This is a genomic window from Paenibacillus sp. SAF-068, assembly GCF_051967555.1.
GTDB lineage: Bacteria > Bacillota > Bacilli > Paenibacillales > Paenibacillaceae > Paenibacillus.
On the sequence record NZ_JBQCJX010000009.1, the window covers coordinates 67429 to 94028 of the forward strand.

The window sequence follows — 26600 nt, forward strand, 5'->3', positions numbered from 1 at the left end:
GGCACAGATAATCGGAGGGTACACATGAGTATGGATAAATTAAAAGTAGGCGTCGTGTATGGCGGAAAATCAGGCGAGCATGAGGTGTCGCTGCAAACGGCGTTTGCTGTAACGAACGCATTTGATTACGAGAAGTATGAACTGGTTCCTTTTTATATCTCCAAGCAGGGGACGTGGAAAAAAGGACCTGTCATGCATGCGCCGTTCGCGCAGATTGAAGATTTGAAGCTGGAGCAATCGGCGGGTGGAACGCAGGATGCGCTGAACGCACTGTTTGGCCGTTTGTATGGCGGAGCGGAAGCGCTGGACGTCATGTTCCCTCTGTTGCATGGTACGTTTGGCGAGGATGGCACCATTCAGGGCATGTTCGAGATGGCGGATATGCCATATGTAGGTGCAGGAGTACTTGCTTCGGCTGGCGGCATGGACAAAGTGGTCATGAAAAAGCTGTTCGCACAGGCTGGCATTGACCAATGTGCCTTTACGTATTTTAACGCGACACAATGGAAACAGTCAGAGCACGAAATGATCGTACAAGTCGAAGATCAGCTGGGGTATCCTTGTTTTATCAAACCGGCCAATCTGGGCTCCAGTGTGGGCATTTCCAAAGCGCGTAACCGCGATGAGCTGAAGACAGCTGTCGAGTTCGCACTACGGTATGATACGAAGGTTGTCATTGAGGAGTTCGTTGAAGCACGTGAAGTTGAGGTCAGCGTCCTCGGCAATGATGAGCCAATGGCTTCCGTTCCAGGCGAGATCGTATCCTCCGGTGAGTATTATGACTATGCAGCCAAGTATATTGATGGTCAATCACAGATGCTGATTCCGGCTCCACTGGACCCGGAGGCCGCAGATCGCATTCGCGAGGCAGCTCTGCAGGCGTTCCGTGCCATTGAAGGTAATGGCATTTCACGTGCAGACTTCTTCATTCGGAAAAATGACGGCGCATTGCTTATTAATGAAGTTAACACCATGCCTGGTTTCACACCGTACAGTATGTATCCACTGTTGTGGCGTGAGACAGGTGTATCGTATGCCGAGCTGCTGGATCGCATGATTGAGCTGGCGCTGGAACGTTATAACCGCAAGCAGGCACTGAATTACGAGAACGGCGTACAGGCGTAGACGAAGACGATAAGAATCAGGAGGGGTATGCATGGGATTTCAGACTGAATTCAATTCTGTATGCAAATTCAAGAGTGAGCAGGAGCTGTTCGAACTGCTTGAATACGGTCGAGGCAAAATGGTCAAACAGGGCTTCCGGGTATTTCCTACCGGCCAGAAAGTGATTGCATACACACCGGATAACGTGGCTGTAGCCATCGTCAAGATCGTGGTTTCCATTGCAGAGATCAACTTCCAGGGGCAAGAGGTAACTGAGGTGGAGATGCAACTCATCCGCAAATTGACGGAGGAAGAATCCCGCATCCAGACTGCCCTTGCGGATGAGATGTTCTTTGGAGAGCAAGCACAGGAATAGTTGTTGACTGTCAATGAGGATCGGATGGACTGATTTGCGAGAATACGATTATGGTCACTCTTTTAGGGTAAAACTTGGTTATATACAGTGACGGTACATCCTGACGGCTGAATATGCCGTGCGGGTTCTCCGCCCTAACAGAGAGGAAGAAATTCATGCTCGTACGCTTTGGTTACGTGGCCATGTCCGTGCTTATTGAGAACGCTTCGCCTTCCCGGACCATGACCATGTCGAGTTTTAACAAAATCGATGACAGGGAGGCGGCGATCCGCAAGCTCGAACGGATTGCAGCCGAGAACCTGCACAATACATTACGTTTGCTCAGGCACAACAAGGGCAGCCATATTCATGTATATCGTTTCTCTTCCAAATTGATTCCGCTGGCAACCCACGAGGACCTGAATGACTGGGACCCGTTCCCGGCATTGAAGCAGGACTTTGCGGCCATTGGTGATTTTGTGAAGGAAAATCATATGCGTGTGTCCTTTCATCCGGATCATTTTACCGTACTTAGTACACCCCGCGAGCAAGTTCTGCGTAACTCGATTCGCGATCTTCGCCATCATGTTCGGATGCTGGATGCCATGGAACTGAATGCCACTGCCAAGAACAATATACATATTGGTGGTGCATATGGGGACAAGCCTTCGGCGGCACTCCGTTTCGAAGAGAACTTTTTGAAGCTGGATCGGGACATCCAGGAGCGGTTGACACTCGAAAATGATGACAAAACGTTCAATGCGCCCGAGACACTGGCCGTTTGCCAGCGCCTGGGATTGCCTATGGTACTGGATATCCATCACCAGTGGGTGAACAACGAAGGAGAACAACCATGGGATCTGTGGCCTGATATTCTGAAGACCTGGCAGTCACCACTTGCCCAGGCAGATTCACCGGCTGATCAGCCATTGCCGCCCAAAATCCATGTCTCCAGTCCGAAGAGTGAAAAGGATCTGCGAGGTCATGCGGATGGCGTGGAGGTAGAACCTTTGCTCGACTTCCTGCGTCATATCGCAGCACACACACCAAGGCTAGACGTGATGATTGAGGCCAAACGTAAGGATGAGGCTCTTGTGCAATTGATGCAGAAGCTGGCATTCTATCACGAAGAGGGCGTGGAGTGGGTGGACGAGTCTACCGTCATCATTCATCCGTAGAGCCAAAAGGGGCTTGGGCAACGAGAAACTTTACGACCTGCGGGGCGTATACTTTTAACAAGTATTTCAACTTTTCGTAGATTGATATAGAAAGTAGAGTGAACGCTTTGAATGAGAAGGAAAAGATACCTTATGTCGTGACAAGCAAAAGCTATACTGCCGTTGCTATTAATGCAGCTTCCAAAGCTGGCGAATGGATCAAAAGCCGTCTTGGGACGGTAACCGAACCAGGCACCAAATATTCACCGCAGGATCTGGTAACCGAAGTGGATAAAGGAGCGGAGCAGATGATCCGCCGCCTGATTCTCACACATTTCCCTCACCATGCCATTCTGGGTGAAGAAGGCGTGGAACCGGGACCGGAAGCTTCGGCAAAAGCACTGAAAGAGGCCGAGGAAGAAGAGTTCCTCTGGATTGTTGATCCGGTGGATGGAACGACGAACTTCGTACATGGATTCCCTTTTTATTCGGTTTCCATCGCATTGGCTCATAATGGTGAAGTCATTGTTGGCGTAATATACGACCCTTCCCGTGATGAACTGTTTGTTGCGGAAAAAGGTAAAGGAGCTTACGTCCACGGCAACCGAATGCAAGTATCTGGTGAACAGGAACTGGCTCAGAGCCTGATTGCAGTTGGATTCCCGGCAGATACAACCTTTGCTTTGCCATTGAATATGGCAGCTGTGCAAGCGCTGGCTCCGCAAGTTCGTAACTTGCGTGCAGGCGGCTCGGCCGCCCTTCATCTGGCGTATGTTGCCGCAGGACGTCTCAGCGCCTACACCGAAGTTGGCCTGAAACCGTGGGATATAGCGGCAGGTGCACTGCTGGTTGAGGAGTCCGGCGGCAGGGTAACGGATACGGTCGGAACGCCATATCAACTGTCTGTGAATCATGTGGTTGCCAGCAACGACAAAATCCATGATGCACTGACAGATGTGCTGAAGGAAGCGAAGGCTACTGGGCTGGAGTGAGTTTATTCAACCCATCGATGCTTTAATAACCTGTAATTGTACGTTAACGGAGGGGACAGAAAGCATTTGAAGAAACGAAGTGCTCGCCTTTATCACCTGATTTCTTCCTTGGAAAAGGGAGTCAAAGAAATCTGGGGATAACAGCGATCGGAAGATGATTCTGTATACGAAGTGAAAGTACAATAGTATAGGTAACGCATGTATGACTTTAATTAAAGGAGCGAAAACAATGGATGAATCCAAAGAACTGGAACGACGGCTCAGTGATATGCTGACGGAAGGGGACATGGAAGAGTCCGGCGACACCGATCAGCGTGAACGCCAGCTGATTCCTCCCAAATACGAAGTACGAATCCAGACAGAGCGTGATCCGATTGTCGAGGAAACGTTAAAGTACCGGAAGATGGCACGCGAAGTGGATGATCGTTATGATCGATATCTGGAGCGAGCGGCCGGGAACAAACTAGAGAGCGACAAGGGTCATTCGAATTCTGAGAACTCGGATAAGCCGCAATCTTAACGAATCACTGACAGTCATAGTTGTGCTTCACCAAGAACAGGCTCCCGATCAGGGAGTCTGTTCTTTCATGTGTGCTTCCAGCAGAGAAGACAGCGCCTGCTTTAAAATGATAGAATAGAGTAACACGAATCGATTGTCATTGGAACAAGCGATGTACTATACATTTAGTGTAAATATAGATTCATGAAAAGGAGTGTTACCCCGAATGAAGCGTAAACGTATATGGGAAAATACGGCTGCCGGTTTAACGGTGAGCATGCTGGCAGGAATGCTGCTCTTCACCTCTTCTGCATTGCCTGCACATGCTGCTGACACCAAAACCGGTGTATTGCCAGCGGGTACAAATGAGGCCTCACTGACTGCGAAGAAAGATGCAGTAGTCGTAACCAAGGAGTTCCGCATCGTCACATTGGGAGATTCCATAACGGTAGGTTATGAGCCCAACACGAAAGAATTGCCTTATGGTTATGTAGAACGTCTGCAGGAGCAAGGTTTGCTGCATGGACGTACACAGGTGGACAACTACGGGATTGCCGGATTGAAAACCAGTGGTCTTAAAAACTTCACTACTGCAATTAAGGATGGCAAGACGCTGACTTCTGAAGCCATTCAACCAAGCCTTCCTGATCCAAGAGCAGGACAGATTGGAGCCAATACTGCCGTAATCCGGGAGAGTGTAGCACAGGCCAATCTGGTTGCAATTACCATTGGGGGAAATGATGTATCTGAGCTTCTCGGTACAGCAGACAAACTGAGTGATCAGGAACTGCAAGCGAAGGTAAAAGAATTACTCGCAACATATACAGACAATGTTAATGCAACGATTAATACGATCCATGAGATTAATCCAACTGCTACAATTGTTATCGCCGACCAGTATCAACCGATGCCAGAAGTAGCAGGCAAGGCACTCTATGCCAAATTGATGGAGGCATCCAAAGGCTTCACACAGACGATTGATGGAATCGCAGCTCAATTCTCTGCTCAAGGTACTGATGTCAAAGTTGCACACGTGGCCAAAGAGTTTGTTGGCGGTGAAGGCACAATGACTCATATGATTAAAGATCGTGATTTCCACCCGAATCAATTCGGATATACGGCCATTGCCGAAGTATTTGCCAAAACGATCTGGGGAGATTACACCAAACTGACTGCACCTGCCACAGGTGAGCCAATGAATATTATCGTGAGTGGCAAAACCTTGAATACACCGTACAAACCGATTATCCGTAACGGCAAAAACTTTGTGGCGATCCAAGATATTGTGAATGCTGTTGGTGCTACCACGGTATGGGATAACAAGACTTCAACCGCAACCATTACATATGGAGACCGAAAGGTTGCTGTGAAGATTGGTGCCAATGCTGTGAAGGTAAATGGAGCATCGGTTACCGTGGATACACCTGCGTTCCTGAACAAGGTAGGCAAGGAGTCCAAAACCTATGTCCCTCTTGCCATGGTGGCTGAAGGACTTGGCTTTGATGTGCAATATGTAGCGAAGCTGAAAACTGTTTTTGTTAATCCGTAAGATATATTTCATGCTTTAGCATGATGTGATCCAACAGCCAGAATGTCTTGATCTGTTCAAGGTATTCTGGCTGTTTTGTGTTCTGTTTGAGTTGCTGACACAGATGTATAGCATCTCTAATGACCTGGAATGTTGCATAAATATATCTTGTCAGATGACCAATGGATGTGTAAATATGAAAATAACTTACAATAAAACCACTAACGCATAGTATGACAGCACCCTTCGCAAGCCAAAGGAGCGCTTAGGATGAGCAAAATTAAGAACGCTTTCACAACACTGCCGATTCATCACAAAACGATTCTTCTCATCGGAATGTTGATGTTAATCAGCTTTACGTTTTATGCGTCCGTACTCCGATATGTGTTCAGTATCTATGACCGTCAGATTTACGAGAAGTCCTCTCAAGTCCTCAATATGTCTTCAGTAGGCATTGAGAATCAACTGCGCGAGATTTCCAACCTCTCGTTCAAGGTGATGTCGGACGAGCCGCTTCAGCAATATCTGCTTCAATTGAAAAAGGTCGAAACGGGTTATGAGAAAAATGGATTGCGTAAAAAGATTACCAACAGATTAGTCGCTTACGCTGGTTCCGAGAAATACGTCTATTCCATGTTATTTATCGATAATGATAATAACGTTATGGCCGCAGGCAATCGGGAGGGAATCTCAGAATCGAAGCAAAAGGAACTGGTTGCGCTGGGTCAGCAATATTCGGGCTCCAATGCCTGGCATACCAGCGGGGATAAACAGTCCCGACTCTTGTCAGTTCGACAGGTGAAATCCTTTATTGGCGGCGCATTTACATTGGAGGACCTTGGCACACTGATCATCCGTGTACGGCTGGACCGCATTGTACAGGATCAGATGCAAGAACCGGCTGAGGACTCCCAACTACTGATTACCGATGGAAAAGAAGTGATCTATCCTACAGAATCAGCCGTCAGTGAAGCTGAGATTGAGTCTGAACTGAAGCGCACCCAGCCCTATGGAATTGCCATGTTGGAGAAGGGGAGACACTTTGTAGCGCGTGCCCATTCTTCCTATACGGATTGGAATTATTTGTACACCACCCCGTATGACCAGATGTTTAAACAGATCCAGTTTGTCAAACAGTTGGTCACGGTGATCTTCATCATGATTTTTCTGGCGGCGCTGATCATTGGAGCGAGATTCTCCCGCAGTATTACTCACCCAATTGCGCAATTGATCAAAAAAATGCGTAATATTGAAAAAGGAGATTTGGATAAACTGGAGGAGGCTGCCCTCGGCAACGTTCCAATGTCTCCGCAGAATGAGGTGGGGTTGCTGCATCGCACTTTCAAGATGATGCTTCAACGAATACGTGAATTGATTGATGAGAATTATGCCAAGCAACTGGTGATTCGCGAAACTGAGTTGAAAGCGCTTCAGGCGCAGATTAATCCACATTTTTTATACAACACGCTGGAATCGATTAACTGGCTCGCTAAAGTACAGAAGCAACGACAGATTTCGGAAATGGTTGAGGCCCTCGGATTTTTGCTGCGTAGCTCCGTGAATATGTCCGAGAAGTGGATCACGCTGGAAAGAGAGCTGGACATTGTACGCAGTTACGTGACCATTCAGCGCACCCGTTTTGAGGAAAGACTGGATTTCGACATGGAGATTGCCCCGGAGGTGGGAACGGCTCGAATTCCCAAGTTAACATTACAGCCTTTGGTGGAGAACGCCATACATTATGCACTCGAACCAAGCATTGACCCTTGCCGCATCCGTATTCGGGCGAGGGCAGATGGAGATAAGGTGATAATTGAAGTCGAGGACGATGGTCCGGGGATGACACCGGAGTTCCTGGAACAACTGCACGAAGGACGTATTCAGACAAGAGGACAGGGCATTGGGTTATCTAACATCCAGGAACGAATCAGACTGACCTTCGGTGATGAAGGTGGAATGGTGATGAGCAGCAAGCCCGGATCAGGAACTGTAGTATCGATCAGCATACCTTGGATTAGAGAGGACGATGACGATGTACAAAGTGATGCTCGTAGATGACGAACGTGTCATTCTGGAGGGGATTTCCCAAGTGGTCGATTGGGCCGCAGCAGGTACGGAATTGGTGGGAACGGCGAGGAATGGAATCGAGGCATTGGATAAAATCGGGCAGTCGAGACCTGATATTATCATCACGGATATTTCCATGCCAGGTCTGGATGGTCTGGGACTCATAGAGAAGGCATCTGAAGCATACCCGGGAGTGCGTTTCATCATGTTATCTGGTTACAAGGAGTTTGAATATGCCCGCAGAGCCATGCAATATGGTGTGAAGCATTATTTGCTCAAACCCTGCAATGAGAATCAGATCCATGATGCGTTAACTGAACTATTGCAGGAACATCAGGATGCCCAGGTGAAGGAGCATGTTGCCGGTGAGATGAAACAGCGATTGCAGCGTGTTCTTCCACATGTGAAGGAGCAATTTTTGCTGGAGTTCATGACCAACCGTACCTATGGGCCGGTTGATCTGGAGTATTATCAGAAGCTGTTTGATCTGGAGCTTGAAGAGAATGCGGTTCGGTTACTCCTGCTTAGAATCGTGGATGAGCATGATTACAGTCACTTATTTGCGATCAAAAACATTGCCAGTGACCTGCTCCCACATGTCCTGTTGAGCACAACCATTGAAGGCAAACTCCTGATTCTGCTCGCGGATTCAGCTGATCCTGCCGGACTGAAAGAAAGCATCGAAGAGGTTCGGGCTGCATTTAGCAGACTATATAAATTGGAAGTGACTGCTGCGCTGAGTGAAGCAGATCGAATGATCCAGTCCCGGCGGTTGTTTCGTGAGGCATTGCAGTACCTGAACCATCGCTTTTTTATTGGTGAAGGCAAGTTGATTACGAAGAACGATCTGGTTCTGGCCGGAGAATGCGACGGCGTGCATGTAGAACAGGATGCGGAGCAACTGTGTCAGTTGATCAAATCAGGCAATATTGAAGAGACAGCGGTAGAGGTGGATCGTCTGTTTGATCTATTATCACGTCAGCAGCTGGAGATTGACGTGACCCGCTCTTATGTAGTGCAACTGTACTCGGCGATGGTTCATGTCTGTCCGCCTGAGGAGGCAACGGAATTCACCCAGCGTATGGCAGAACTGCCTCATATCGATACGTTGTCTGGTTTGAAGTCTTTTGTTGCAAGCAGTGCAGCCCGATTAACTTCCGGTTATTACAAAAACCATATCAGTCGCCAATCCTCTGCCGTGGAGAAGATGATGGATATCGTGGATCGTCATTATGGAGAGGCGGATCTCTCTCTGAATGGAGTCGCCCATCAAATGTTGTATATGAATCCGGATTACCTGGGCAAGATTTTCAAAAAAGTCACTGGCGAGAATTTCTCCAACTACGTAAATCGTCTGCGCATTGAACGCGCATGTGACCATATCCGCAGAGGCGGCGATGTGAAAGTATTCGAGCTTGCTGAAATGTTTGGATTCGGTGGCAATTCGCAATATTTCAGTCAGGTGTTCAAAAAGTGGACCGGTATGACACCTACGGAATTCCGCAGGTTCGGCATATAACAATGGACTACCAACCATGTAATTCATGTCTGGGGAGGACGGACAGCGCCGAGAGGAGGCTGTTGTCCTCCTCTGTTTTTTGAACCAACAAGACGGTTTTGTGTATTCAACTCTGGTCGTACATTTGCGAAAATGACATTAACAAGTTTGTGAAAGCGTTATCAGAAACGAGAGGATAACTCGTTCACACAACCATATCAACATAAAAGGGGAGATTGGCATGGTGAAAAAGGCAATATTCCTGATGATGGCTGCATTGCTCGTTTTTACAGCGGCGTGTAGTTCAGGTGGAGGTAGCGAACAGGGCTCATCGGATGGATCGGTTACCCTGCGGATCGCTTGGTGGGGCTCGGATGCGCGGCATGAATATACACAGAAGGTCATCGACCTGTACAAATCGAAAAACCCGAATGTCAAAATCGATGTGGAATATGCTTCATTTGATGACTACTGGAAAAAACTCGCACCACAAGCAGCGGCAAATCAGTTGCCTGACATCGTACAGATGGATATTTCCTACATCAGCCAATATGCACAGAATGGTCAGCTTGAGGATCTTGCACCTTATCTGGGCAATCAGATCAAAGTGGACGATGTATCCGAGAATGTCATTAGCACAGGTGTAATTAACGGTAAACAATACGGTGTACCTGCCGGTGTTAACGTTCTGGGATTCCAATATGATCCGGCGTTGCTTAAAAAGGCAGGCGTGGATGCAATTCCAGAGAACATGACTTGGGAATCGTACGAAGCACTGGGTAAACAAGCCGCTGAGAAAGGTCTGTATTTGGATGGAGGGGTAGCTCCGGATATCTTCTTCCATTACTTCCTGCGTACCAAAGGATTGTCGCTATACAATGCGGAAGGTACAGGTCTTGGTTATGATGATGACCAATTGTTTGTGGAGTTCTTCGGACTTATGCGCCGCATGATTGAGCAGGGCGCAGCACCTACACCGGATGTAGCCAACCAAACCAAAGGCATTATTGAAGAATCGGATCTTGTAAAGGAAAAAGGAATTGGCGTATGGCAATGGTCCAACCAGTTCGTAGCCTTGCAACAGGTAGCGAACCGTCCGCTCGAAATCGCTCCAATGCCAGGACCGGATATGGAAAAAGGACTTTATATGCAACCAAGTATGTACTGGGGTGTAACGTCCAACTCCAAAGTGAAGGAAGAAGCGGCTAAATTCATTGATTTCTGGGTGAACGATGTGGAAGCCAACAAGCTGATCAAAGGGGAGCGCGGTGTGCCAATCTCAGGAGCCATCAAAGAAGCCATCGCACCTGAGCTGAGTGATGCCACGAAACAGGTCTTTGAATTCGTAGCAGCCATGGAGCCTAAGGCTTCCCCAATGAGTCCTCCGCCACCGGTGGGTTCACCTGAAGTAATCTCTTCTTTGGCAGATGTGGTCGAAGAGTTGAACTTTGGCAAAATCACACCTGAACAGGCAGCAGAAACATTCCGCAAGAACGCCGAATCTGTCCTTGCGAACAATAAATAACAGTTGAATGATGGCTTGCTCGTCCCACTGCAGGGATGGTCGGGAATGGGGCTGCTCGCGAATGCGAGGGCCTTTCCCCGTCCAGATGACCGAAGCGAGGATGAGGGAGCAAGCTGATCCATGAAGGAGGTTCGTTCCATTGAGGCAGTATTCGTCGTTACGTAGAAACTTAACCGGATATGCGTTCATAAGCCCGTTTATTATTGGGTTCCTGGGCTTTACGCTGATCCCCATGTTTGTGTCCTTATATATGTCGTTTACGAGTTATAACTTGTTCACTTCTCCGCGGTGGATTGGGCTCGATAACTACACCAAAATGTTTTTTGATGATCCGAAATATTGGAATTCGGTCAAAGTGACGTTTCTGTATGTATTCATTGGGGTACCGTTAAGATTGATCTTTGCCCTCTTCGTAGCGATGGTCCTGAACACTGGCTCTCGTATGATTGGAACGTATCGGACGTTGTATTACCTGCCATCCATTATCGGTGGTAGTGTGGCCGTATCCATTATGTGGCGTAACCTCTTCAGTAATGAGGGTGTTATCAACAGTGCTCTAACGGCAATTGGGATTGGACCTATCAGCTGGTTTGGTGACCCGAATGCGTCCCTGGTAATGCTTATCTCACTGTCTGTATGGCAGTTCGGTTCGTCCATGCTGATCTTCCTGGCCGGTCTCAAAAATATCTCGCCTGAGATGTACGAGGCAGCAGGCGTGGATGGTGCGAATCCTGTTCGGAAATTTTTCAGCATCACGTTGCCGCTCCTTAGCCCAATTGTCCTGTTCAATATGATTATGCAGACGATTGGAGCATTCATGACCTTCGTACCTGCTTACATTATCTCCAAAGGCGAAGGCGGCCCAATGGATGGTACCATGCTGTACTCCCTGTATCTGTTCCGTCAGGCATTTATGTTTAACAACATGGGGTATGCTTCGGCAATGGCCTGGATCATGCTCATTATGATAGGAATACTCACGGTAGCCGTGTTCCTGACATCCAGGTACTGGGTATTCTACGAATCTGAAGGAGGGAAGTAACGATGATGGTATGGAAAAATGTAAAATGGCCCGTGTATCACCTGTTCGTTGCAGCTCTTGCCCTCCTGATGCTCTATCCCGTACTCTGGATGCTCTTCAGTTCCTTCAAGGAAAGCCGCACGATCTTTGTCACTGCAGACACCCTGTTTCCTACCGAGTGGATTTGGAGTAACTATGTGGATGGTTGGAAAGGTACAGCTGGGAGACCGTTCATGGATTACATCACCAACTCCCTTGTGATCGTAGTTATCTCTACCATCGGTGCTGTGATATCGTCATCGCTGATCGCTTTTGGCTTTGCCAGACTTAGCTTCAAAGGTCGTAGCTTCTGGTTCTCCATTATGATGTTGACACTGATGCTGCCACATGACGTGGTATTGGTGCCTCAATACATTATCTTCACGAAGCTGGGTTGGCTGAATACGATTCTGCCAATCGTTGTTCCTACATTCTTCGGAATGCCGTTCTTCATCTTCCTGATGGTACAGTTCATTCGAACGATTCCGAAGGAATTGGATGAGGCTGCAACCATTGATGGATGTAACAAATTTAGACTGTATATCCAGATTATTATGCCACTGATCAAGTCATCTCTGGCAACCGCAGCGATTTTCTCCTTCTACTGGAGATGGGAGGATCTGCTCGGTCCGGTATTGTACCTGAACTCACCTGAGAAATATACCGTGTCGATGGCGCTGAAAATGTTCCTGGATAGCGAATCTGCTTCCAACTGGGGTGCCATGTTTGCGATGTCCATCGTTAGTCTGGTTCCGGTTGTCGCTGTGTTCTTTATCTTCCAGAAACAAATTGTTCAAGGGATGAGCACCAGCGGATTGAAAGGATAAGCAGGATTCACTGTATCTTTGTATCTTCGCCCGATTGAACGTTTACGAAAGTTAACCAAGGAGGTTATCGCTTTTGAATAAAGCTCAGGATAGTCATGCCGTTGCCAAGGAGGCAGCGGCAGAGGGCCAGGCAGTGTCCGTGACCAGCTGGAAGTTTAACTTTGGACCGGACTCGGGAAGAGCAGATGAGACAGAGGATTATCTGAACGTAACTGCAACAACTGCATATGAGGAACGAGGAGGATACGGATTCGAAGCAGGTTCTCTGGTGTATGAGAAACAACGCATCGTAGATGATGATACGCCGAATTCCACGAAACAACATCATAACAATCCGGGGCAGACAACCATGTCTGCCCGATTGCGTTCGGGCTTCTGTATTCCACTCAAAGCATCCTTCATCGTGGATGTTCCCGATGGAACCTATCAAGTTTTACTTGTTGCAGGTGATGAATTGGCTGAGACCGTGACCCGTGTGAAAGCTGGTGAGGGCAGGCTTGTACTGCCAACCATTCGTACACTTCCTGGGCAATTTGCAGAGATGCGATTCTCGGTCGTTGTTCGCGGCGGCAGACTTCGCCTGTCATTCTCCGGTCCCGCGCCAAGAATTAATGCTTTGGAAATCACCCTTGCGAATCAGACGATGACCGTATTTCTTGCCGGGGATTCAACCGTAACAGATCAGCCGGAAAGTGGATATCCGTATTGCGGTTGGGGCCAACTCTTGCCAGCACAGTTCAAACATGATGTTGCAGTGGATAATCATGCCCAGTCAGGGCGCAGTTCCCGCAGTTTTATTCATGAGGGCAGACTCAGCGCCATTATGGAGCGAATCAAGCCCAAAGATTTTTTATTTATTCAATTTGGACATAACGATGAGAAGCCGGACCCTGAACGTGGGACCGACCCATTCACAACATATAAGGGATATTTGAAAAAGTATATCGATGCTGCCCGTGAAGCCAACGCTCGTCCGGTGCTCATAACCCCGGTGCATCGTCGCTATTTCGCGGAAGATGGTACATTGGCCGATACCCATGGCGATTATATCATCGCCGTACGTGAGCTGGCGGAAGAGGAAGATGTCCCGCTGATCGATCTGGCTGAGCGCAGCCGTCTTCTGTTTGAGCAGGCAGGCGTGGAAGCTACCAAGGACGACTTTATGTGGGTGCTGCCAGGCGAGTATGTGAACTTTCCCTCAGGCGTGGAGGATAACACGCATTTTCAGGAACGCGGTGCCCGCCGCCTTGCCCAGCAGGTGGCAGAAGCTATCCGCGAGTTACAATTGCAACCGTTGCAGATGTATCTGCGGTAGCAAGCAATCGCAGAATTCATTTTTACTGCTCTAGGAGATAAGCTACCGCAGGATCTTAAGTCCTGTGCGTCTGTATTTAAGCGAAGCGAGTTAAACGAAGTAACGAGCCAACAAAAAGTTGCCCAGCGAAGAGCGAAGGCAATAATTTTCTAAAATCAGTTCGGCGAGCGTAGCAGCGGAGGAGGACGGAATCGGGTAGAGGGAGCGAAGCGTCCGCCTTTGGAGCGGGATTTCCCCTGCTGAGGGGGAATGAACAGGAATCCCGAGCCAACAGCGGCCCATAGCCCGATCCGTCCACCGGAGCGACTGCCGTGCGAGCCAGCCCTTGTTTTTAATCTAATTATTGGAGGATAAATTCAATGACATTGGACCCGACCAAACAAGGCACTTCAGTCCATCAGACGGCTCCAGCAGCTACAGGTCACACCTACTGGGTTATCCCGGATGGCTACATTCCCCCAGAGAGCCGTGGGACACTGGAGAGTCATGAGAGTATTTGTGTGCTGAATACAGGTTTGGAAGATGCAGCTCTCAACATAACGATCTTTTTTGAAGACAGGGATCCCATAGAGAATATTGAGGCTATCGTACCTGGCAGAAGAACCAGCCACATTCGAACCGCATCACTGCATTCCGGAGATCAGTATATTCCCGCTGGTGTTCCATATGCGATCACTGTATCCAGCAGTGTCCCTGTCATCATCCAGTATAGTCGTTTGGACACGACCCAGCCTGAACTGGCACTGATGAGTGTCATCGCATTTCCGCTGAATTGAAGTAAAGACGGCCAGTAACCATGCATTCGCTGCAGGTGACTGGTCGTCTTTGTGCATTACTCGGTATATTTGTACGTGCTGGCATTGAGGATTTTCACATGAACCTCCACTTTGCCAAGATTGAAACGTTTGATGGGATCAGCCCGTTGCTGGACCAGTTCTTTCCACACCGCAAGATCATGACGATATAGATGTTCCGCAAGGCCGTAGGAATCAATGTTACGAGATTTGTTTTTTTCGAAGGTTGTCCGAATTTCAGATTCTATCTGTTCCTCGGCAGCTTTTTCCATCGTGCGGGGAGAATTATGGGAGCCATTATCTTCAACGATGACGCTTTTCACCGAAGTAGTCAGGTCGAAAGTGACCCCATTGCCTACTTTCCTTGATGAAATCTTTGTCTGCGGATTATGGAGGCGAAGTGTAAGATCAGGAGTTTTGCTCCCATTCTTATACACGTAAAGCGGATACTGGTAGACATGATTATAATTTACGAATCGAGTACCATCCGCATCCTTGCCCGCCACCTTCCCTTGGCTTCTGCCGTTCGAGATGACAAAAAATCCATCCGTTTTAATCAAGGCAGGAGCTTTATCTCCATTGAACCAGGTTTTGTTTTTATCGGTTATAGAGGGTAACAGGATAACCGAAGCAGGATCACGGAAACCGTCAAGAAACTCATGAAGACGGATGGGTTCGAAGGCAGAATGTTGCTTATACAGCTTGACCGGTTCGAATAGCTCAATGGTCTGGGTAGATTGGTTCAGCAGGGCAGAGGGGGAAAGCACTTCGGGTATGCTTTGTTCCGTGCCGTAGATCCATGGTGTGTATCTCAGCTGACCTGAATGCAACAGCGTGTTAAAGATTTCCTCCAACCGCCCACTCATTGCATTTTTTGATAAAACAATTGCTTTAACATGGGTCCACAATGTTTGTTGCTGGGAAGTTTGATAGAGGTCGTTAATTGCCATGCTTAGCGTCGTGCCTTCGCCTCGACCAACCCAGATATCACTTTCTTCCCGCGAAGTCGGTCCCTCTTGTTTGGCGATGCTGGAGAAATCAATTAATTGAGCATAAGCGACATATTTGTTATCCTCATAATCTATTCCTATTCCCGTGATAAAGTTAATGCTTTGAACCTCTTTGGAATCCCAGCACCCCGACAGTATAATCAGGCAGCTCATAAGCAAGCACAACAGGTGAATCCATTTGCTCATTGGCGTTTTCTCCCACGCGTGGAATCCTGAGTATGGAGTGCAGCTGGACGCTTGGTTCTCTTCATGGATGGATACATGGATACGGCTTGGGTGAAGTCGCCGGGAATATAGGGAGAAACGGGGGACAGATAGGAAACACCATAACACTCCAAGGAATCAAGGTGAATCAGCAGAGCAAATAATCCCAGCATGAAACCGAATAATCCAAGGATGGAAGAAATAATAAGCATCCCTATCCGAACATGAGCAGTAGCCCCACTGAGTACCGTATTCACCAGAATATAACTGGAGATAACTGAAATTGCTACCGTGACAATGATGGTAGGGGAAGTAATTCCGGCACGAATAGCTGCGTCTCCAATAATGAGTCCGCCGACCACACTGACAGTTTGCCCCAAAGCTCGAGGCAGTCTGCGACCAGCTTCATTGAACAACTCAAACATAAAAATCATTAGAAATGCTTCCAGTGTTACAGGCATGGGCAGCCCCATACGAGTCCCGGCAATCGTTGCCAGAAGAGGCAGAGGGATCTGTTCCACATTGAAACTGGTGAGTCCGATATAGAAAGCAGGAAAAAAGCAGGCAATCAGCAAACCGGAAATTCGCAGAATGCGTTCAAAGGTCACAATGAAGAAAGGAGTGTTTTCGTCTTCCGGTGATTTCAACTGGTTGAACAGTGTGGTTGGAGCGATGACTGCCACGGGCGAACCTTCAATTAGAACAGCGAAGCGCCCATTTAAGAGCGAGTTCACGACATAGTCCGGTCGCTCTGTATTATCGGTGAGAGGAAAGATACTGCGAATGCCTCCCATAACTGCTCGTTCCATAACAGAAGTTCCAATAATACCATCGACTTCGATTTTGTCCAGATTTTTCCGCGCTTCTTTAAGAATCTCCGGATTTATAATGTCCTTTACATACAATAGGCCGATAGCGGTCTGAGTTCGTCCACCTTTAACGTATTTTTCATAGCACATGGAAGAGGTTTTCATCCGTTTACGAATGAGTGCGATATTTACATTCAGCTCTTCGGTAAATCCATCGCGAGGCCCTTTTACGGAAGACTCGATGGCAGATTCTTCTGGGTTGCGCCCTGGTATGCTCGCAATATCCAAACTGCAGGATTGATCGCCGTTGCCGAAGATTAACAGCAGTTGTCCACTAAAAAGCAATAGATTTAATTGATCCGTATCTTGAAGGTCTTCTATTGGATTTAATGTTAAGCCCAGTTCTTTCGGGTGTAAATCTTCTTCGAACAGGGAATGCTCCTCGAGCCGGGGAATGATAAACTGATTGATTTGTTTGGCATCCGTCAAACCATCGCAATATAGCACAATAATCGGCAGATCAAGTTCATCTTTTGCTGGAAAAGTTTGAATGACAACATCCGCGCAGGGGTTGAATTGCTCTTTCAAAGAGGCAAGCAGTGTTTCATGGGACGTGTTGTCAATCGTTGGGTGCTCCATGATGTTTCCTCCTCTGATGGCGTGAGCTGATGAGTGCAACCGTTGTTGCGATTATAGCAAGTCCGCTAAGATAGATGAGATTGAACGGGAATATGTAATCGACAAGCAGCTTTTCGAATGTGATATCGTCTAGACGGTAAAGCATGGAGAGCATAAATAGAACGGCTAAAGAGACACAACTGATCCTCCTTTTAGAGGTGCTCTTAATATCCCAAATTTCCACTACAATATACATGGCAAGACTAATCCGGGTAAATGAGCCGGCGAGCCATTGGTAGATGGAAAAGAAGTCAGTTTGCGCGATGTATTTGCCCAAGGAGGCTATCCGCCACTCTTCAAAAGCGGGATAACGCATTTTGGCAGCCTCAAAAGGATTAAATTCCACGATAGCACCAATGAGTGGCCCCAGTGTCAGACCTGCAATGACGAGTGCGAGCATCACATATTGCCATGGAAGAATCCTTTTGGAGAGATGAGGTTGTATGTACCACAAGAGCAGCAGCTCGAACATGCCTGCAAGGCTGTAAACCATGCCATGAAGCACGGGAGGCCAGCCATGTTCAAGTACAGGAAGCAGACGACTGTAATCCTTGTATTGGGTATTGACGATTGCAACATAGAAGCCGAGCAGTACAACGAGAGGGAGGACCAGTCCTGCTGTAAAAGCCAGTGAACGAATACCTTTATAGGCTGCATAGGCACAGAGCGACATGAGCGCAATGCTTGTAAAAAATACGGGTGTCTCCGTCAGGTAACTGGTTTTGGCCCATGTGGTCGTGTCATGCAGGGTGAAGTAGATCACGGACAAGAAAAAGAGGCTGTTCCCAATCCGGAAAAGAAAGCCGAGGGGCTTGCCCAGATGTGAAGTCAGCCATTCATGCAGGGTTTGATGCTGGAGAAAACGAGATACATAGGCAAGCATTAGGGAAAATACAAGGTAAGGACCTACGGATAGCAGGACCGAGATCCATGAATCCCTTTTGGCTGCACTCAATAGGGCGGGAATGATCAGCACGTGGCTAATCAGTCCGACGGATAACATAATTAACATCATGGCTTGCAAAAAAGAAGGTTGTCTAGGTTTCATGCTGAGGAGGCCCCTTTTCGCGATAGACTGTCCTCAGCAGTGTTAACGTGATTGGAGCGCTTCATACTGTCAGTCGAAATAACGAATACCCATGGCTTCTCTTACCTCCAGCATCGTTTTCCGGTCAGCTTTCCTGCCTGTCGGGTTCTCTGAATAAGGATGGCTCTTTCACCCGATCTGTATCACGCTTTGATCCCACTGACCAGCCTGTGTTTGCGGCCGCTCATATTGGTGCCAAGCACACCGGCAATGATCAATAGTGCTCCGACATAGTGGTAGCCACCCACAGGTTCATGCAGTATCCATGCCCCCCCTACAATAGAGATGAGCGTGGACAGATTGCTGAATACACTCATTTGGGAAGCTTCCAGATGGGTCAGGGCATAGCTCGCCAGCAGGGTGGAGACCATGGTGGAGAGAATCGCCAGATAAGCGAGTGCACCCAAATAGGTTGCATCACCAAATGGTTTGATGTAATCCATCATGGAGCCGCTGGAAGCATGGCGGATCAGGGAAGCGGCGTTAAACACAATACAACCAACCATCAGAGTGACCCATGTTAATTCCATCGGTTTATATTTCTGGGTTAATGGTCTTGCAAGCACGCCATAACCTGCAAAACAGACCGTGGATAACAGCAATAATGCAATGCCCTTCAGGTTACCTATGGACATCCCGCTTCCTTGCATTATGAAAATAAAGACCACTCCAGCAACAGACAGCAGCAGGAACAGCTTCTGCATCGTGGATGTGCGTTCTTTCAGGAAGACTGAAGCGAGAACGAGTGTGAACACAGGGGCCATAGCCTGAATAATACCTGCTTCCGATGAGTTGGAAGATACGAGTCCAAAAGCTTGAAAGGCAAAAAATAGGACGGGAGATAACAGCCCCAGTGGGATGATTCGCCACAGATCACGAAGGCTCAGTCGGATTTTGATCCAACCCAAAATCACAGGAATGCTGACAACGATCAGCGACAGCGCGAAGCGATGGGCTAGTACATCAATCGGATGTGCCACAATGACAGTCATTTTAACAAATAAAAAAGATAGACCGATAATAGCTGCGTACAATACAGCTGCGATATAAGCGTATCCCCGAGTGTGTGCTGTGTTCATAAATGTTCCTCCAATACATTAGTCATACCGTATTACCTTTAATGATCCTGACACATGTCAGGTTCGAGCCGTGTGCTGGCCTTATTCAATATACTGCCAGGTGCTTCGTGCTACAATAGATAAAAGGATGAACTGTAACGGTACAATTGTGGAGGGATGGGTGGAGTGAGAAAATACGAAGTGATTGCGGAGGCATTAAAGCAGTGGATCCAAGAACAGATGCAGCAGCAGGATCGTCACCAGTGGGCAGATAAGGGCATTCGAATGCCAGCCGTTCGAGTTGTGGCTGAACGGTATCAATGCAGTATTAGCACAGCGATTCGTGCATATGAGTGGCTGGAACAGCGGCATTTGGTGTATGCCATACCTCAATCCGGCTATTATGCCGTACAGAATGGGACAGGTGCTCAGGACATGGACTGGCAGGGCTCGTTGGATTTTGCTTCCGCTGCCCCTGATCCACGGGTGTTCCCTTATGCAGATTTTCGTCATTGTGTGGACCAGGCGATGGAGAAGAAGCAGGCAGAGTTATTCATGTATGGAACGGATCAGGGATTACCTTCGCTCATTTTGCTGCTGCAGAAGCAGTTCGCGGATTATCAGGTGTTTGCGAGAACAGAGCAATTCTTTATCACAGCAGGTGTGCAACAGGCGCTGGCTGTACTTGCGTTAATGCCTTTTCCCAACGGAAAGAGAAAAGTAATGCTTGAACTGCCGACCTATCACAATATGCCCTCTCTACTGAGTGGATTGAATGTGCCTATTGCCGGGGTGAGGCGTACTCCAACTGGCCTGGACTGGGCATCGCTTGAACGTCAGTTCGCTGAGGAAGAGTTCAAGTTTTTCTATGTCATGCCTCGCTTTCACAATCCGATTGGCACATCGTTAACTGTTGTTGAGAAAAAGAGACTGATAAGGCTTGCTCAGCGGTACGATGTGTATCTGGTGGAGGATGATTATCTGGCTGATCTGGAGGACAATACGAAACAGGACCCGCTATGGTCCTATGATACGGAAGGCCGGGTCATCTATCTGAAGAGTTACTCCAAAATTTTGTTTCCAGGCTTGCGCATTGGTGTAGCTGTTCTGCCCTCACCCCTTTTAGAATTGTTTGGTGCATACAAAAAAATGCTCGATATCGACACTTCCGTCCTGTCTCAAGCTGCTCTGGAGATCTATGTGCACAGCGGAATGTTTGCTCATCACAGGAAAGTGATTCGTAACCGTTATGCGGCCCGGATGCACACGGTGCATGAGCAACTGGACATGTATCCAGACTTTGCTCCGTTTATGGGTGCTCCCCGAACAGGAGGGGAGCATACGGTGTTACCTTTGGCGGGTGATATGCCACTTCGTGTTCTGCTGTCCCGGCTCCAAAAGCGCGGAGTCATCGTTGATACGACAGAACGGTATTATCCGGAGGGGACATATCAGGTTCATGAGGATCATATGCTGCGATTGAACATCTCCAATGTGCCGAAGCAGCGAATCGAAGAAGGGATGCAGATGATCCGGGAGGAAATTTTGAAACTACAGATCAGGCAGAGATAATTTTCACCAACTGTATCCCAAAAAAGCACTAAAAAGCGTCCACACAAGTTGATCACTTGTCGGACGCTTTTTGAGGTGAGTTGCTATCCATCAATCCAGAATGATTGTTGATGGGTTACTTGAACCGAACAAGCTTCATCCTAGATCAGCTACATGTGAATGGAATAGATTCTATTTATTCCTGAGCCATCGCTTTGAAAGAGGCTTCTGCAGCTTCCAATGTGGCTTGAATATCCTCGTCTGTATGAGCCGTGGTCAGGAACCAGGCTTCGTACTTGGACGGAGCCAGGTTGATGCCACGGTCCAGCATGTGACGGAAGAAGGAAGCAAACCGTTCTCCATCCGTGTCTTGAGCATGATCGTAGTTCGTAACTGGGTGGTCACAGAAATGGGTGGAGAATGCACCACGAATCCGATTGATCGTCAGTGCAATCCCATGACGGTCAGCAGAAGCTTGCAGACCTGCCGTCAGGTCGATAGCAAGGCGTTCCATCTCTTCGTATACACCTGCACCCTGCAGGACCTCCAGGCATGCGATACCAGCCGAGATGGATGCAGGGTTACCAGCCATCGTTCCCGCCTGATAAGCAGGTCCGAGCGGAGCAACCTGCTCCATAACATGTTTGCGGCCGCCGTAAGCACCAATTGGCAGTCCGCCACCAATAATTTTACCAAGCGCCGTCAGATCCGGTTCAATCTCCGCATGATTATCGAGTCCGGCATACGTCTGCGTAGAACCGTAATGGAAACGGAAAGCCGTGATGACCTCGTCATAGATAACCAGTGAGCCGTTGGCGCGTGTCATCGCACAGAGACCTTCCAGGAAGCCGGGTTCTGGCATCACCATACCGAAGTTACCAACGATCGGTTCAACCATGACCGCGGCAACATCGTCACCCCAATGCTCCAGTGCCGCTTTCAGGCTATCCAGGTCATTGTAAGGCACCGTGATGACCTCTTGCGCAATACTGGTTGGAATGCCTGCGCTATCCGGTATACCCAGCGTGGACGGGCCAGAACCGGCAGCAACAAGCACCAGATCCGAGTGACCGTGGTAACATCCGGCGAATTTAATGATCTTGTTGCGTTTGGTGTAGGCACGAGCTACCCGAATTGTGGTCATGACAGCCTCAGTACCGGAGTTCACAAAACGCACTTTATCCATGGAAGGAATAGCTTCCTTCAGCATTTTGGCAAGTTTGATCTCAAGTTCGGTAGGCGTACCGTACAGAACACCATTATCTGCTGCTTCCGTAATAGCCTGCGTAATATGAGGGTGAGCATGTCCTGTAACAATCGGACCGTAAGCGGCCAGATAATCAATATACCGGTTGTCATCGACATCCCAGAAGTGGGCGCCCTGGGCTTTTTTCATAAATACAGGTGCACCGCCACCCACGGCTTTAAACGAGCGTGAAGGGCTGTTGACACCCCCTACAATATGTTCAAGTGCTTCTGCGTATAGAAGTTCGGAACGGGAACGTGATGGTTTCATAAGATAACTTCCTTTCGTAATTCAAAATATGATAAAGGTACAAGCTACAGAAAGCTATGATGATTTTCTCATAATATTATAACCGGGCACAACGAGAGGGCAGCGTATTGGCTGCCCTCTGCATGTATGGATTACTGAGCCGGTTGTTCTGACTTCTGGTCGTCACCACTGGCTGTTTTATCATCAGTGCTTGTCGTACTATCATCTGTTGTAGCAGGCGGGTGAATAATATCCTGAATATGCTGCTTCAACTTCTCTTCATTCGTCACCGTCAATACCTGCGCACCGCCTGCTGTACGTTCTTCTTTCAGCAGGTTCATTGGTGGAATCTGCTCACTGCCGTTCATGCTGCTCTGGTAACCGAGTCCACCCAGCTTCCACATATCGGAGAGTGTCAGATTCGTATCGACGTAAGGATTCACCTGTTCCAGAATGGCAGGCAGTTTGGCAATGGTAGTTGTTGACTGCATTTTCGCCGTTACAGCTTTCAGCAATTCACGCTGACGCTCGGAACGAGCGAAATCCGACATCGCATCATGACGGAAACGAACGTACATGAGGGCAGTCTCGCCGTCCAGATGTTGATATCCTTTTTTGAGATCAATATCGTATTCGTTATTGTCTGCTTTACTTGTATAGTGCATGTCTTTCTCCACATCAAAGTCGACACCGCCCACGGCATCCACCAATTTGATGAATCCCTGGAAATCCGTATACACATAATACTGTACAGGAATGCCGAGCAGGTCGCCGGCAGCTTGCATGGCTGCGTTAGGGCCATGCGTGATGGCGGTGTTGATCCGCTCTTTGCCATACCCGTCAATATCGACGTATGTGTCGCGAAGAATGGAGAACAGATTGATTTTTTTGGTAAGGGGGTCAAGCGATACGACCATCATGCTGTCGGAGCGGGGAACTTCACCTTTTTTCAATCCGCGCGCATCAACACCCATAACGAGAATATTTACCGTTTCTGTGCCTTCCCATTTGGGAGGGTCAGGCGTATTTACTTTCTCCACATTCTCGATACCGGCGAATGGTGACTCGTCACCGTCTTTTGCCAAACCGTCCAACTGATTGAGAATAGAACCGAAATAGTATGCCGCAGCTCCTCCGATAATCAACACGAAGGCGGCAAGAGAAATCCAGATGGTTCTCTTCGTCTTTCTGGTCATGCTAGCTCTCCTTTGTATTTGAGATAAAATAAAAAACGAGTTCAGGTATTGCTGAATTTTGACTGATACCATTATAATTTCTTTTTGGGCTACAAGCAATTTCAACAAAATCCAAGTGAGGTATAATCATGCTGGCGATTGATGTCAAAGATTTGCGCAAGTCGTTTAGCGTTCAGAAAAGCCGAGGTGGGCTAAAGGGCGCGTTCCAGGACCTGTTTGCACGTCAATACCAGGAGGTATTGGCTGTAAATGATATTTCATTTCAGATTCCGCAGGGCGAAATATGCGGATATATTGGGGAGAACGGTGCCGGTAAATCAACAACGATCAAGATGTTGACCGGCATTTTGGTGCCTACTTCAGGGCATATATCGGTTGGTGGATATGTTCCGTATCAGGAACGGGAGAAGTTTGTACAGAATATTGGTGTTGTTTTTGGTCAGCGCAGTCAATTATGGTGGGATATTGGCGTTATCGAATCCTTTCATTTATTGCGGAAAGTATATCGTGTAGGAGAGACAGATTTCCGCAAACGGCTCGATGAATTGGTTGAGCGGTTGCAGCTTCAGGATCTGCTAAGCCGTCCGGTACGGAAGCTCAGTCTCGGTCAGCGCATGCGCTGTGAGTTGGTGGCAGCATTGTTGCACAACCCGAGTATAGTTTTTCTGGACGAGCCAACCATTGGTTTGGATATTGTCGTAAAGTCGGAGATTCGCGAGTTCCTGAAAGACATGAACCAAGAGCATGGGACGACTATTCTGCTCACAACCCATGATTTGCAGGATATTGAGGCGCTCTGCTCCCGGGTGATCATGCTGGATGCAGGCAACATCATCTATGATGGTGGTCTGGATCATCTGAAGTCCCAGTGGGGCAAGGAAAGAGAAATCCGCTTCAAGTTTGGCTCAGCTCACAACATCAGTCAGATGCAGGAATGGACTGCTGCGTTGCCTGTGCGTTGGACGGTAGAGAATGAATTATCCGCATCCGTATGGATTCCGCTTGAACTGAATGTCTCGGATGTACTCGGACGTGTCGTTGGACAGGCTGACATTACCGATATCCAGATTATTGAGATCAACACGGATGAGATTGTGCGGAGTATCTACCAGTCCGGTTCCGCCGAGCGTCCCGAAATTGTGGGAGCAGGGAAAGAAGCGGTGGGTGTATCCTGAGATGAATAGTGCATTTATTGATTTTATGCGCATCCGTTTTCTAACGATGCTGGCATACCGGGTGAATTATTACTCCGGCATTTTGATATATACGCTGAATATCGGCGTGTATTACTTTACCTGGCAAGCCATTTACGGCAGCAGTGGTGAACTTGGCGGTTTCACGGCAGCACAGATGACGACTTACATCGCTGTATCCTGGATGGCACGTGCTTTTTACTTTAACAACCTGGACCGAGAGATTGCCGCAGACATAAGGGACGGCTCCATTGCGATTCAATTCATCAGGCCGATCAATTACGTTATGGTCAAAATGATGCAGGGACTTGGTGAAGGTATTTTCCGCTTCCTGCTCCTCATGATTCCGGGGATGCTCATTGCCATTCTGCTGTTCCCGGTTGAACTGCCTACGGCGCCATCGGCGTGGATTGGCTTTCTCGTCATGCTGTTCTTCAGTTTCCTCATTAATTCCCAGATTAATGTGATCACGGGACTGGCGGCATTTTTTGTGGAAAACAATGAAGGCATGATGCGCATGAAACGCGTCGTGGTTGATCTGTTCTCAGGTCTAATCATCCCGATCAGCCTGTATCCAGGCTGGATGTCCGCGGTGATGAAGGTATTGCCTTTTCAGGCCATTACGTATCTGCCCGGTTCGGTTTTCACTGGAAGAGTGGAAGGTACCGCCATCTGGAATGTACTCGGTATTCAGGTGTTCTGGTTTGCCGTGTTACTGCTTCCGATGGTGCTGATCTGGCGTAAGGCGCGCAAGCGTCTGTTCGTGCAAGGGGGATAACGGAATGTACTATATGGGTCTGATCTGGGAATATTTGAAAAACTACATGAAAACACGACTCACGTACCGAGCTGATTTCTGGGTGGAGATCCTGTCGGATCTGCTGTTCCAGGCAACCAACCTGATCTTTATCTTTGTGGTCTTTCGCCACACGGATAACCTGGGCGGCTGGAGTGAGAGTGAAGTGCTCTTTGTTTATGGCTATTTTATGGTGCCCTATGGCATCTTCAGTTGTTTTATCAATCTGTGGGGATTCAGTGAACGGTATATCGTCAAAGGCGAGATGGATCGCATCCTGACACGCCCTGCACATAATCTGTTTCAGATCTTGCTTGAAAATGTGGACCCGCCTGCACTCGTGGGCTCGTTTATCGGCTTGATCATCATGATCTTCAGCGGAGCGGAGATGGGTCTGGTGCTGGAATGGTGGCATATTCCTGCCTTGATTATCCTGGCACTCAGCTCAGTCATGATCTATGCCGGCATCTATACCACGTTGACCTCGTTGTCCTTTTATTCGGACGCACCAACGGGTATTCTGCCATTGATGTATAATATCCAGGGGTATGGACGTTACCCGGTAACGATCTATAACCGTGCCATTCAGGTGCTGTTAACCTGGATCATTCCGTTTGCCTTTGTAGGCATCTATCCGGCAGCCCTGTTCCTGGAAAGGTCCGAGATGCATCGGATGGCGCTCCTGACACCTGTGATGGGGTTAGTATTTGGTTCCATGGGCTTGCTTTTGTGGAATTATGGTGTGAAACGGTATCGCGGAGCAGGATCATAATAGCGCCTGATAACAATTCATGGGCGAGAC

At 48.2% G+C, this 26600-nt stretch carries 23 protein-coding genes; 17 read left to right on the top strand and 6 right to left on the bottom strand.

The genetic code is table 11. The features are described 5' to 3' along the window. Positions 1-24: 24 nt before the first annotated feature. The 13 genes from ACTHPG_RS26800 to ACTHPG_RS26860 all read left to right on the top strand — a co-directional run bounded on the left by ACTHPG_RS26800 (position 25) and on the right by ACTHPG_RS26860 (position 14703). Positions 25-1125, top strand: a complete 1101-nt coding sequence (locus tag ACTHPG_RS26800; protein ID WP_440392404.1) for a D-alanine--D-alanine ligase — start codon at positions 25-27, stop codon at positions 1123-1125. Positions 1126-1156: 31 nt separating this feature from the next. Beyond that, entirely contained in the window at positions 1157-1480 is a 324-nt protein-coding gene (locus ACTHPG_RS26805) for a hypothetical protein (protein WP_062837611.1), read from the top strand. Positions 1481-1635: 155 nt separating this feature from the next. Next, positions 1636-2637, top strand: a complete 1002-nt coding sequence (gene uvsE, locus ACTHPG_RS26810) for a UV DNA damage repair endonuclease UvsE (RefSeq protein WP_440392405.1) — start codon at positions 1636-1638, stop codon at positions 2635-2637. A 107-nt stretch (positions 2638-2744) separates the two neighbouring features. Next, a complete protein-coding gene (locus ACTHPG_RS26815; protein WP_440392406.1) occupies positions 2745-3608 on the top strand; it encodes an inositol monophosphatase family protein in 864 nt (287 codons plus the stop codon). Between the two features lie 229 nt (positions 3609-3837). Continuing rightward, a complete protein-coding gene (locus ACTHPG_RS26820) occupies positions 3838-4128 on the top strand; it encodes a hypothetical protein (RefSeq protein ID WP_440392407.1) in 291 nt (96 codons plus the stop codon). Between the two features lie 205 nt (positions 4129-4333). Continuing rightward, complete coding sequence (locus ACTHPG_RS26825) at positions 4334-5656, top strand: stalk domain-containing protein (RefSeq protein WP_440392408.1); 1323 nt, start codon at positions 4334-4336, stop codon at positions 5654-5656. A gap of 249 nt (positions 5657-5905) precedes the next feature. Further along, positions 5906-7693, top strand: a complete 1788-nt coding sequence (locus ACTHPG_RS26830; protein WP_440392409.1) for a histidine kinase — start codon at positions 5906-5908, stop codon at positions 7691-7693. Beyond that, positions 7668-9221 (top strand): response regulator transcription factor, encoded by a 1554-nt coding sequence (locus ACTHPG_RS26835; RefSeq protein WP_440392410.1) that lies wholly within the window; start codon positions 7668-7670, stop codon positions 9219-9221. The genes ACTHPG_RS26830 and ACTHPG_RS26835 overlap by 26 nt, the downstream gene beginning before the upstream one ends. A 220-nt stretch (positions 9222-9441) precedes the next feature. Then, on the top strand, positions 9442-10725 hold the full coding sequence (locus ACTHPG_RS26840) for an ABC transporter substrate-binding protein (RefSeq protein WP_440392411.1): 1284 nt from the start codon (positions 9442-9444) through the stop codon (positions 10723-10725). Positions 10726-10864: 139 nt separating this feature from the next. Then, positions 10865-11767, top strand: coding sequence for a carbohydrate ABC transporter permease (locus ACTHPG_RS26845; RefSeq protein WP_440392412.1), 903 nt, complete (start codon positions 10865-10867; stop codon positions 11765-11767). 5 nt (positions 11768-11772) lie between these two features. Next, positions 11773-12612: a carbohydrate ABC transporter permease gene (locus tag ACTHPG_RS26850; RefSeq protein ID WP_253442366.1), complete on the top strand. Its 840-nt coding sequence runs from the start codon at positions 11773-11775 to the stop codon at positions 12610-12612. A 133-nt stretch (positions 12613-12745) separates the two neighbouring features. Next, positions 12746-13927, top strand: coding sequence for a rhamnogalacturonan acetylesterase (locus ACTHPG_RS26855; protein WP_440392438.1), 1182 nt, complete (start codon positions 12746-12748; stop codon positions 13925-13927). Positions 13928-14286: 359 nt separating this feature from the next. After that, positions 14287-14703, top strand: coding sequence for a sensory rhodopsin transducer (locus ACTHPG_RS26860; RefSeq protein ID WP_440392413.1), 417 nt, complete (start codon positions 14287-14289; stop codon positions 14701-14703). A 56-nt stretch (positions 14704-14759) separates the two neighbouring features. Here the strand turns inward: ACTHPG_RS26860 and ACTHPG_RS26865 are convergent, their stop codons facing one another. The 4 genes from ACTHPG_RS26865 to ACTHPG_RS26880 all read right to left on the bottom strand — a co-directional run bounded on the left by ACTHPG_RS26865 (position 14760) and on the right by ACTHPG_RS26880 (position 19588). Then, positions 14760-15917 carry a Ger(x)C family spore germination protein gene (locus ACTHPG_RS26865; RefSeq protein WP_440392414.1) on the bottom strand — a complete coding sequence of 386 codons (1158 nt, stop codon included), beginning with the start codon at positions 15915-15917 and terminating at the stop codon, positions 14760-14762. Next, a complete protein-coding gene (locus ACTHPG_RS26870) occupies positions 15914-17383 on the bottom strand; it encodes a spore germination protein (RefSeq protein WP_440392415.1) in 1470 nt (489 codons plus the stop codon). Before ACTHPG_RS26870 ends, ACTHPG_RS26865 begins: the two co-directional genes overlap by 4 nt. Then, a complete protein-coding gene (locus tag ACTHPG_RS26875) occupies positions 17364-18470 on the bottom strand; it encodes a GerAB/ArcD/ProY family transporter (protein ID WP_440392416.1) in 1107 nt (368 codons plus the stop codon). Before ACTHPG_RS26875 ends, ACTHPG_RS26870 begins: the two co-directional genes overlap by 20 nt. Positions 18471-18652: 182 nt before the next feature. Next, positions 18653-19588 (bottom strand): DMT family transporter, encoded by a 936-nt coding sequence (locus tag ACTHPG_RS26880; RefSeq protein WP_440392417.1) that lies wholly within the window; start codon positions 19586-19588, stop codon positions 18653-18655. Positions 19589-19744: 156 nt separating this feature from the next. On the opposite strand from ACTHPG_RS26880, the gene ACTHPG_RS26885 reads away from it, so the two are divergent. Further along, a complete protein-coding gene (locus ACTHPG_RS26885; RefSeq protein ID WP_440392418.1) occupies positions 19745-21139 on the top strand; it encodes a PLP-dependent aminotransferase family protein in 1395 nt (464 codons plus the stop codon). A 175-nt stretch (positions 21140-21314) separates the two neighbouring features. Here the strand turns inward: ACTHPG_RS26885 and ACTHPG_RS26890 are convergent, their stop codons facing one another. Then, positions 21315-22634: a glutamate-1-semialdehyde 2,1-aminomutase gene (locus ACTHPG_RS26890; protein ID WP_440392419.1), complete on the bottom strand. Its 1320-nt coding sequence runs from the start codon at positions 22632-22634 to the stop codon at positions 21315-21317. Positions 22635-22765: 131 nt separating this feature from the next. After that, the gene (locus ACTHPG_RS26895; protein ID WP_440392420.1) at positions 22766-23809 is read right to left on the bottom strand and encodes an LCP family protein; all 1044 of its coding nucleotides are present in this window, start codon (positions 23807-23809) and stop codon (positions 22766-22768) included. A gap of 128 nt (positions 23810-23937) precedes the next feature. On the opposite strand from ACTHPG_RS26895, the gene ACTHPG_RS26900 reads away from it, so the two are divergent. The 3 genes from ACTHPG_RS26900 to ACTHPG_RS26910 are packed head-to-tail and all read left to right on the top strand — an operon-like array spanning position 23938 to position 26570. Beyond that, the gene (locus ACTHPG_RS26900; RefSeq protein WP_440392421.1) at positions 23938-24984 is read left to right on the top strand and encodes an ABC transporter ATP-binding protein; all 1047 of its coding nucleotides are present in this window, start codon (positions 23938-23940) and stop codon (positions 24982-24984) included. 1 nt (position 24985) lies between these two features. Beyond that, positions 24986-25780: an ABC transporter permease gene (locus ACTHPG_RS26905; protein WP_062837592.1), complete on the top strand. Its 795-nt coding sequence runs from the start codon at positions 24986-24988 to the stop codon at positions 25778-25780. Between the two features lie 4 nt (positions 25781-25784). Next, the gene (locus tag ACTHPG_RS26910) at positions 25785-26570 is read left to right on the top strand and encodes an ABC transporter permease (protein WP_253429966.1); all 786 of its coding nucleotides are present in this window, start codon (positions 25785-25787) and stop codon (positions 26568-26570) included. Positions 26571-26600: the final 30 nt, after the last annotated feature.